Source organism: Streptomyces sp. NPDC002092 (assembly GCF_053593775.1).
The window spans coordinates 544633-553780 of the sequence record NZ_JBSFDG010000003.1 but is presented as its reverse complement, the minus strand read 5'-3'; the positions used below and the strand labels follow the sequence as shown (position 1 = coordinate 553780).

7 protein-coding genes, 1 tRNA gene and 2 pseudogenes are annotated in these 9148 nt (G+C 67.9%); 7 read left to right on the top strand and 3 right to left on the bottom strand.

Features of this window, described 5'->3' with window-relative positions:
- Together ACWCRD_RS10000 and ACWCRD_RS09995 are read right to left on the bottom strand one after the other, a co-directional pair.
- A pseudogene (locus tag ACWCRD_RS10000) lies at positions 1 to 819 on the bottom strand (SUKH-4 family immunity protein); the annotation flags it as partial.
- Between the two features lie 8 nt (positions 820 to 827).
- On the bottom strand, positions 828 to 1826 hold the full coding sequence (locus ACWCRD_RS09995; protein WP_450965410.1) for an SMI1/KNR4 family protein: 999 nt from the start codon (positions 1824 to 1826) through the stop codon (positions 828 to 830).
- A 304-nt stretch (positions 1827 to 2130) separates the two neighbouring features.
- Here ACWCRD_RS09995 and ACWCRD_RS09990 point away from each other — a divergent pair, with 304 nt between their 5' ends.
- Together ACWCRD_RS09990 and ACWCRD_RS09985 are read left to right on the top strand one after the other, a co-directional pair.
- A complete protein-coding gene (locus ACWCRD_RS09990; protein ID WP_450965409.1) occupies positions 2131 to 2658 on the top strand; it encodes a YwqJ-related putative deaminase in 528 nt (175 codons plus the stop codon).
- 76 nt (positions 2659 to 2734) lie between these two features.
- Positions 2735 to 3229: an SUKH-3 domain-containing protein gene (locus ACWCRD_RS09985; protein ID WP_450965423.1), complete on the top strand. Its 495-nt coding sequence runs from the start codon at positions 2735 to 2737 to the stop codon at positions 3227 to 3229.
- A gap of 21 nt (positions 3230 to 3250) precedes the next feature.
- On the opposite strand, the gene ACWCRD_RS09980 is transcribed toward ACWCRD_RS09985, so the two are convergent.
- Positions 3251 to 4555: a sensor histidine kinase gene (locus ACWCRD_RS09980; protein WP_450965408.1), complete on the bottom strand. Its 1305-nt coding sequence runs from the start codon at positions 4553 to 4555 to the stop codon at positions 3251 to 3253.
- Positions 4556 to 4722: 167 nt separating this feature from the next.
- On the opposite strand from ACWCRD_RS09980, the pseudogene ACWCRD_RS09975 reads away from it, so the two are divergent.
- The 5 genes and pseudogenes from ACWCRD_RS09975 to ACWCRD_RS09955 all read left to right on the top strand — a co-directional run bounded on the left by ACWCRD_RS09975 (position 4723) and on the right by ACWCRD_RS09955 (position 9102).
- Positions 4723 to 5582, top strand: a pseudogene (locus ACWCRD_RS09975) (hypothetical protein).
- 14 nt (positions 5583 to 5596) lie between these two features.
- Positions 5597 to 5669, top strand: a tRNA-Gln gene (locus ACWCRD_RS09970).
- A gap of 126 nt (positions 5670 to 5795) precedes the next feature.
- Positions 5796 to 7244, top strand: coding sequence for a bifunctional UDP-N-acetylglucosamine diphosphorylase/glucosamine-1-phosphate N-acetyltransferase GlmU (glmU, locus tag ACWCRD_RS09965; protein WP_450965407.1), 1449 nt, complete (start codon positions 5796 to 5798; stop codon positions 7242 to 7244).
- Between the two features lie 75 nt (positions 7245 to 7319).
- Complete coding sequence (locus ACWCRD_RS09960) at positions 7320 to 8300, top strand: ribose-phosphate diphosphokinase (protein WP_450965406.1); 981 nt, start codon at positions 7320 to 7322, stop codon at positions 8298 to 8300.
- A gap of 205 nt (positions 8301 to 8505) precedes the next feature.
- Positions 8506 to 9102, top strand: coding sequence for a 50S ribosomal protein L25/general stress protein Ctc (locus ACWCRD_RS09955; RefSeq protein ID WP_450965405.1), 597 nt, complete (start codon positions 8506 to 8508; stop codon positions 9100 to 9102).
- Positions 9103 to 9148 lie beyond the last annotated feature (46 nt).

The window sequence follows — 9148 nt, the reverse complement described above, 5'->3', positions numbered from 1 at the left end:
CGAGCACGAACCACGAGCACGAACAAGGGAGACCCCTGTGACCCCCGTGGCTGACGCGCCACTCTTCCGCGACCCGATATACGACGGCGCCCCCTGCACCGCCGCACCCTGCGGATACCCGTACCCCGGCGCCGCCGCAGGCGGGCCACCCGGAGCCCCCGGCTCAGCCGGCGCCCGCTCCTGCGTCGTCCGCGGAAGCCCGCTGCCGCCCGCCATCAGCGCCGTCTCGGCGTCCGACGGTGTCTCCTCGCCCCCATCGTTCAGCGGCGGCGCGAACACGGTCGCCGGCAGCGGAACGGAAAGGTCCTCGCCACCACCGTTGGTGTCCGTCCCGGCCCAGGGAGTCGGCCCCGCGGCCGCACTCGGCGCTTCACCCCCCGCCCCGGCCTCCGGCCACCCCGCACCGCCACCCGACGAAGCAGCCGCACCGCCTGGCCGATCCGCCATCCCCAGCTTGTCCGCCGCCTCCTGCAACCACTCCGGCGGACTCAGCAGGAACGACGTCTGATTCAGATCCACCCGCGCCGAAGCCGTCGGCACCGGCTCCGCGGCCTCGTCCCGCCGGCCGTACTCCTCCTCGTACCGGCGAATCACCTCACCCACCGGCAGCGACGGCCACAGCGTCGCCTCACCGCTGTCCCGGGCGATCACCAGCCGCTGCAGACCCCCGTCCGAACGCGGCCCCTCCGCCCGGTCCTCGGCCCACACCACGAACCCGAGCCCGAACTCCCGCACCCGCACCTCACGATGCTGATACGCCGGCACATCCCCGTTGATCCACTCCTCGGCGCGCTCCTGCGCCTGCGCGAAGGTCACCATCGCAACGCTCACTCCCCCGCCGAAGAGACGGAAGCAACCGGAACGGAATGCGCGAACCCGCCGTCCACCATCAGATTCGCCACCGTCTCCAACTCCGGCGGATTGCCCGCAAGCCGCGACAAGAACGCGTCGAAGTCCTCACCGCACGGCAGCAACAACCGCTCCACCCGATCCGCCGGCGCCCACGAAGGATCCACATCCCGCGCGTCGTCATACGCACAGAACCACACCGAACCGGGCCGCTCGCCCTTCACCTTCAACGCCAGCAACCCGCCCTGCACAAACCCAACACCCAAGTAATCCTTGGTCAGATGGTCACGCAGACACTTGTTGACGTAGACCAGATCATTGACCGCCGCCTCGTCCCGCACCGTGAAGAACGGCTGGTCGACCAACAGCCCCAACTCGGCATCCAGCGCCGCACCCACCGGCGCACACCCACCCGCAGCCTTCAGAAACGAACGGTACGCACCCGGCAGCCGATACCCGAGGTCCTCCTCGACCCCCTGCACCTGCGACTCCGTCACCGCCACACCCGACTTCGGCAACCCGAAATGCGCCGGCCGCGTCTCCTGCAACGGCCGCGTCCCCCGCTTGCCATGATCCACCGCCGCCGTCGCGATCCCACCGTGATGCCGCAGCAACGCCTTCACCTCGACCGGCACCAACTCCAGCCGCCGCGACCCCACCACGTGATGCCACGTCCAGCCATGCGGCGTCGCAACCGAAGGCACCGTGTCCCACAGTTCATGACCGGAGGCCGCAAGCGCCGCATTCGCCGAGACATAGTCCGTCAGCCGCAACTCGTCGACACCGAAACCCTCCGGCGGCTCCGCGATCTCCGCAGCAGCACGCGCATAAGGCGAGAAGTCGGGGTAACCGCGCTCATCCACACGTACCCCTCTCGGGTGACGTGCCGCCCGGACCGGATCCGGGAAATGCACGACCTGACCGGCGTAAGCCGCGTTCGGCGGCGCGGCTTGCTGCCCGAGCCGACCTGTCGTCATGGCGCTTGCCCCCTGCGGCGTTCGTGACGGACCGCGATGACCGCCACCGGCCAACCCGCCCCGTATCTCCTGTACAACCCTCTCCACACGTCCGCCGCGTGGATCGCGGTGCCGACAGCCTATGCGGTACGACCGCACCGGTCACCGGGCACCGGGCAGCCACCCTCCGCTTCCGTGACCAGCCGTCACCCCGCCGTGACAGCCCGCCCAAACCCGGGCGTGTCGCACCGCCCCAGCTTCCGCACCAGCCACGGCATTTGGCACTCTGTGACCTCCGGGGGAGGCTCGGGAGGGGAAGACGATCATGAACACGACGCAGACGGGACCACACACGGCACCGCACACCGGGCCGTCCGGCGACCCCCGCATCGGCTGGAGCGCCACCGAAACCCCCCACGCACCCACCCTCCTCCACCGCCGCGACGGCATACTCCCCACCATCGCCGCCGCCCTCTCCGTCCGCGGCGCCACCCTCACCGGCACCGCCGCCCGCGGCGACCAACCCCCACCCCTGCACCCACTCGTCCAGGACTTCCTCGACACCCTCCCCAGCGCCCAACGCGACCGCTTCACCGGCCGCTGCGCCGAAACCATCCTCATCTCCCGCCACATAGCCGCCGCCGACGCCGCCCGCAGCAAACGCGCCACCCGCAAACCCATGACCCACGGCGAAGCCCGCAAAGCCCTCAAACAGGCCAAACTCACCGCCCGCCGCATCCGCGAGGACGGCGACCCCCTCCACGGCAGCTTCGCCACCCCCTGCCGCGCCTGCACCGCCCTCAGCGCCCACTACGGCGTCCGCATCGTCGACCCCGCCGCAACAGACGGCTGAACCCCCCACCCCCACCAGCAGGACAGCGGCCCCGCGCCGAACCGTGACCTCAGCGAACTCGACGATCGAAGGGCAGATGCACCCCGACCGCACCTCGACCACGCGCTTCCCCGTACCCGTCGACGCCGCCCTCCGCGCCGCCGGCTGGCAACCCGGACGCTGGGACATAAAACAGGCCGAGATCTGGGCCGACGCCCTCCGCGAGCACACCTCACCCGCAGGCCACCGCCACGCCGTCTTCCCCGCCGCCGTAGAAGCCTGGGCCGAATTCGGCGGCCTCCACATCACACCCACCGGACCCGGCCGCCAGATCGCGCCCGCAGCCCTCCACCTCGACCCCCTGCACGGCCTCCACATGGCCCGCACCCTCAACGACCTCGGCCGCGCCCTCGACACCGAAGTCAGCCCCCTCGGCACCGAGACACAGACCCACTCCCTGCTCGCCGTCGACACCGAAGGCCGCATCTACGCCCTCGATCACACAGGCGACTGGTACCTCGGCCCCGACATCGACCAAGCCCTCGGCGCCCTCATCTCAGGCATCGAACCCGTACGACTGACAGCCGGCTGACCCCCGGACACGGGAAGGCCGCTACGCCGCCGGAATCACCGCCGACACCCGGAAACCCCCCGCATCCGTCGGCCCCGACACAAACACCCCACCCAGCGCGGTCACCCGCTCCTTCATCCCCACCAGACCGTTCCCCCCGGACGGCAACCGCGCCGACGACGCCGAAGCCACCTCCGGCGGCGGCTCGTTCTCCACCTGCATCGCAATCTCAGACACCCGATGCGCAAGCCGCACATACGTCTTCGCACCCGCCGCATGCTTGTGGACGTTCGTCAACGCCTCCTGCACCACGCGATACGCCGTCTGCTCCACCTCAGCGGCATACGACCGCACATCCCCCTCCACGGACAGAGCCACCACCATCCCCGCAGCCGCCGACTGCCCGACAAGCTCCTCCAACTCCTCCAGGCACGGCCCCTCCCCCTCATCCACCGCCTTCGAAGCCGCCGCCGCAGCGGCCACCCCCACCGCCGCCAAGGGAACGGACCGCTCGGTCCCCCGCCCCCCGTCCCCACTCCGCAGCACCCCGAGCATCTCCCGCAACTCGGTCAACGCCTGCCGCCCCATGTCCCCCACCAGCGCCGCGTTCCTGACGGCCTTCTCGGGATCCTTACGGGCAACGGCCTGCAACGCAGCCGCATGCACAACCATCAGGCTCACCCGATGCGCGACAACGTCATGCATCTCCCGCGCAATCCGAGTCCGCTCCTCGTTCCGCGCCCACTCGGCCCGCTCCTCGGCCCGCTCGGCCAGCAACTGCAACTCACGCTCAAGACTGTCCGCCCGCTCCCGCAAGCTCTCCATCAGCCGACGCCGAGCCCCGACGTAAAGCCCGAGAAGCAGAGGCGGCGCAGTCATCCCGATCGCAGTGGTGATCGCAGCGAACGGAACGAACCAGTCCCCCAGATCCCAGGACCCCTTGTCCATGTCCTGCCGCACCCGCACGAACATCACGATCAACATGCCGACCAGCGACATTCCCGCCAGCGACCCGATGATCCGCCGCGGCAACTCGGAAGCGGCGAGCGTGTACAGCCCGACGATCCCCATCAGATAGCCCATCTGAGCCGGCGTAATGGCGATCGACACCAGCACAACGGCAATCGGCCACTGCCGCCTCACCAGCAGCGCCGAACCCGCCAACACCCCGAACACAACCCCCGCGACGAGGGGAATCCCCGCATCCCGCGCGAACCGAACCCCCTCGAACGCACACTCCACCGCGGACGCCATTGCAAGGCCGGCATCCAACGCCGCACTGCGCCACCTGGCCCACCACCACGGCCCTCCCCGGGCCGCCGCGCGCTCTTCCCCCGTCGTGGTCATGCCTCCAGCCTAAGGGCGCCCGCGCCCCGTTTTCCGGCGAGTTTCCGCGATGGGTCTACACCACAGTCCGTAACCGAACGTAAGCGAAACCGACCGATATCCCTCGAACTGCTGAACCGCGCACTGTTCGACCCCGGAAGCCCGGATTCCGCCCCGACGGTATGCCCATGGCACATTCACACGGCAAATACGCCGACTTCGAGGGACTACGGGAGCGGGCGGTCGCGCTGCGGCGCGAGGGCTACAGCCTTCGGCAGATCCGCGACGAGCTGAAGATCTTCAACAACGACATCCTCAACCAGTTGGTGAAGGGGGAGCCGCCCCAGAGTGGACCAAGCGCCCGAACGCCAAGGACGATCTGCGCGAGAAGGCACGGGAGCTGCGACTGCAAGGCTGGACGTACGACCAGATCGAAGCGGAGCTGGGGTGCTCCAGGAGCTCGGTCTCGCTCTGGGTTCGAGATCTGCCAAGGCCCAAGCCTCGATACACACCGGAGGAACAGCGGGCCCTCATGCAGGAAGGGCTGGCGAGGCGACGCGCAGCGGACAACGAAGAACGCAAGAAGACCAAGCTCGGCGCCCGCAGGGAAATCGGCGAGCTGACGGACCGCGAACTCTTCATGGCGGGAGTCGCGCTGTACTGGGCCGAAGGATCGAAGAGCAAGCCCTACGACCGCCGAGAGCGCGCCATCTTCGTGAACAGCGACCCGGGCGTGATCCAGACCTACCTCGCCTGGCTGGACCTACTCGACGTGAACCGGGAACGCCTGGGCTTCCGCGTGCTCATCCACGAGTCCGCCGACATCGACGCTGCGCACCGCTTCTGGGCGGAGATCGCCGAGGTCGACGCTTCGGTCTTCGCCAAGCCGACGCTCAAGAAGCACAACCCGAAGACCCTCCGGAAGAACACCGGCGACGACTACCACGGTTGCCTGGTCATCGGGGTAGCAAGAAGCGCTGACCTGTACAACCGCATTGAGGGCTGGTGGAACGGAATCGTGGCTCAGGCGCAGGCACGTCTCCGGTAAGGTCTGAAGCGCTGTCCCCCGTGGTGTAACTGGCAGCACACTGGTTTTTGGTACCAGCAGGACAAGGTTCGAATCCTTGCGGGGGAGCTCACAGCTCACAAGACCTGAGTTCGGGCCCTGACAGCACTGTCAGGGCCCGCTCCCATGTCCCCCAAGAAACGCCCCGGTATCCTGCGGATGTCCCCACTCACTCCACAGCCGAAGGGCAACCCCGTGAGCGCCATTCGCCCGGCAGCCGTCGTCGTTCTCGCAGCGGGTGAGGGCACCCGTATGAAGTCGGCCACACCCAAGGTCCTGCACGAGATCTGTGGCCGCAGCCTCGTGGGGCATGTGCTCGCCGCCGCCCGTGAGTTGGACCCCGAGAACCTCGTCGTCGTGGTCGGGCACGCCCGCGAGAAGGTCACCGCGCACCTCGCGGAGACCGACCCCGCCGTACGCACCACGGTGCAGGCGGAGCAGAACGGCACGGGGCACGCCGTACGTATCGCCCTTGACGAGCTCGGCGGCAGTGTCGACGGCACGGTCGTCGTCGTGTGCGGCGACACCCCGCTGCTCACCGGTGAAACGCTCCGGCAGCTCGCCGCGACGCACTCCGCCGACTCGAACGCCGTGACCGTGCTGACCGCCGAGGTCCCGGACGCCACCGGCTACGGCCGGATCATCCGCGACGAGGCGACCGGTGCCGTCACCGAGATCGTGGAGCACAAGGACGCCACGGAGACGCAGCGCAGGATCCGTGAGATCAACTCCGGGGTCTTCGCGTTCGACGGTCTGCTGCTGGCGGACGCGCTCAAGAAGGTCCGTACGGACAACAGCCAGGGCGAGGAGTACCTGACGGACGTCCTCGGGATCCTCCGGGAGGCCGGTCACCGTGTGGGGGCCTCGGTCGCGGGTGATCACCGTGAGATCGCCGGGATCAACAACCGTGTGCAGCTGAGCGAGGCCCGTCGCATCCTGAACGACCGGTTGCTGACCAGCGCCATGCTCGCCGGCGTCACCGTGATCGATCCGGCGACAACCTGGGTCGATGTGACCGTGACGTTCGAGCAGGACGCCGTCGTCCACCCTGGCACGCAGCTGCACGGCTCCACCCACCTCGGTGAGGGTGCGGAGGTCGGGCCCAACACCCGTCTCACCGACACCCGTGTGGACGCCGGGGCTCGTGTCGACAACACGGTGGCGGACAGCGCTCACATCGGGCCGCAGGCGAAGGTGGGCCCGTTCGCCTATCTCCGTCCGGGGACGCGGCTGGGTGCGAAGGGCAAGATCGGTACGTACGTCGAGACGAAGAACGCCTCGATCGGCGAGGGGACCAAGATCCCGCATCTCTCGTACGTCGGTGACGCGACGATCGGCGACTACACGAACATCGGTGCCGCCAGCGTGTTCGTGAACTACGACGGTCAGGAGAAGCACCACTCGACAGTCGGGTCGCATTGCCGGACGGGTGCGGACAATATGTTTGTGGCTCCTGTCACTGTCGGGGACGGCTCGTACACCGCTGCGGGGTCCGTGATCACGAAGGATGTGCCGCCCGGTTCGTTGGCTGTGGCCCGTGGTCAGCAGCGGAATATCGAGGGTTGGGTGGTTCGTAAGCGTCCGGGGAGCGCGGCGGCGCAGGCGGCCGAGGCGGTGTCTCGGCAGGTCGAGAGCGAGGACTGACCGGAAACGGGTGCGCCGGACACGGCGTACCGTGATAAGTGCACACCCAGTTGAGACACCTCTGAGGAGACAGCTGTGACCGGGATCAAGACGACCGGCGAGAAGAAGATGATGTTCTTCTCCGGCCGCGCCCACCCCGAGCTTGCCGAGGAGGTCGCCCTGCAGCTGGGGGTCGGCGTCGTCCCGACGAAGGCTTTCGACTTCGCGAACGGTGAGATCTACGTCCGTTATCAGGAGTCGGCGCGTGGCGCGGACTGCTTTGTGATCCAGAGCCATACTGCTCCGATCAACCAGTGGATCATGGAGCAGTTGATCATGATCGATGCGTTGAAGCGGGCTTCGGCGCGGTCGATCACCGTCATCGTGCCGTTCTACGGTTACGCGCGGCAGGACAAGAAGCACCGTGGTCGTGAGCCGATCTCGGCGCGGCTGGTGGCTGATCTGATGAAGACGGCGGGTGCGGACCGCCTTCTGACCGTGGATCTGCACACGGACCAGATTCAGGGCTTCTTCGACGGGCCGGTGGATCACCTGTTTGCTCTTCCGCTGCTTGCGGACTATGTGGGCCAGAAGGTCGACCGGGCCAAGCTGACGGTGGTTTCCCCCGACGCCGGCCGGGTGCGGGTGGCGGACCGCTGGTGTGACCGTCTGGGTGCTCCGCTGGCGATCGTGCACAAGCGTCGTGACAAGGACGTGGCGAACCAGGTCACCGTCCATGAGGTCGTGGGTGAGGTCAAGGGCCGGGTCTGCGTCCTGGTCGACGACATGATCGACACCGGTGGCACGATCTGTGCCGCGGCCGATGCGCTGTTTGCGCACGGCGCCGAGGATGTCATCGTGACGGCGACGCATGGTGTGCTTTCGGGGCCCGCGGCGGACCGGCTGAAGAACTCGCGGGTGAGTGAGTTCGTGTTCACGAATACGCTGCCGACGCCGGCTGAGCTGGGCCGGGATCTGGACAAGATCACGGTGTTGTCGATCGCGCCGACGATTGCGAGTGCGGTGCGTGAGGTGTTCGAAGATGGTTCGGTGACGAGCCTGTTCGACGAGCAGTAAGGGTTCTGCGCCGGGGGGCGTTGGCTCTGGTGTAGATCGTTTTGGGTGTGGCCTCCTTGGCCGAGTAGACTGTTGCAGTTGCTCGGCGAGGGAGGCCGTACCCGTTTTTGGCGGGGTATGGCGGTCCGTTATCGACGCGCTCTTCGTAGCAGGCCGTTCGTGGCCGGGTGACCACGTCCGTTCCTGTTTTCCACGAGGAGTGATCATGTCCGAGGTCAAGATCTCCGCTGAGTCCCGTACCGAGTTCGGTAAGGGTGCGGCCCGTCGTATCCGTCGTGACAGCAAGGTTCCCGGTGTCCTGTACGGCCACGGTTCGGACCCGCTGCACCTGACCCTTCCGGGTCACGACCTGCTGCTTGCGCTGCGTACGCCGAACGTCCTGATCGCTCTGGACATCGACGGCAAGACGAAGGAGCTGGCGATCCCGAAGTCGGTTCAGCGTGACCCGATCAAGGGCTTCCTGGAGCACGTCGACCTGCAGCTGGTCAAGCGCGGCGAGACGGTCACGGTCGAGATCCCGGTGCACACCGAGGGTGAGCTGGCTGCGGGTGGCAACCTGCTGGAGCACGTGCTGAACGCGCTGCCGGTCGAGGCCGAGGCCACGCACATCCCGGAGTCCGTCACGGTGTCCGTCGAGGGCCTGGCGGCCGGTGACTCCGTCCTGGCGAAGGACATCACGCTGCCGAAGGGCACGAAGCTGGCGGTCGAGGATGACGCCGTCGTGCTGCAGGTTCTGGCCGCGCAGGCCGAGGAGGCCGCCGAGGGCGAGGGTGCCGAGGGCGAAGAGACCGCCGAGGCCTGATCCTCACCGTCGTCGTTTCGTTCAGCCGCTGTTCCCTCAGGGGGCA

What these genes read in the sequence shown, in the direction of transcription:
- ACWCRD_RS09995 (WP_450965410.1), bottom strand. Translation starts at nt 1,826, where the DNA reads ATGACGACAGGTCGGCTCGGGCAGCAAGCCGCGCCGCCGAACGCGGCT.
- ACWCRD_RS09990 (WP_450965409.1), top strand. Translation starts at nt 2,131, where the DNA reads ATGAACACGACGCAGACGGGACCACACACGGCACCGCACACCGGGCCG.
- ACWCRD_RS09985 (WP_450965423.1), top strand. Translation starts at nt 2,735, where the DNA reads ATGCACCCCGACCGCACCTCGACCACGCGCTTCCCCGTACCCGTCGAC.
- ACWCRD_RS09980 (WP_450965408.1), bottom strand. Translation starts at nt 4,555, where the DNA reads ATGACCACGACGGGGGAAGAGCGCGCGGCGGCCCGGGGAGGGCCGTGG.
- ACWCRD_RS09955 (WP_450965405.1), top strand. Translation starts at nt 8,506, where the DNA reads ATGTCCGAGGTCAAGATCTCCGCTGAGTCCCGTACCGAGTTCGGTAAG.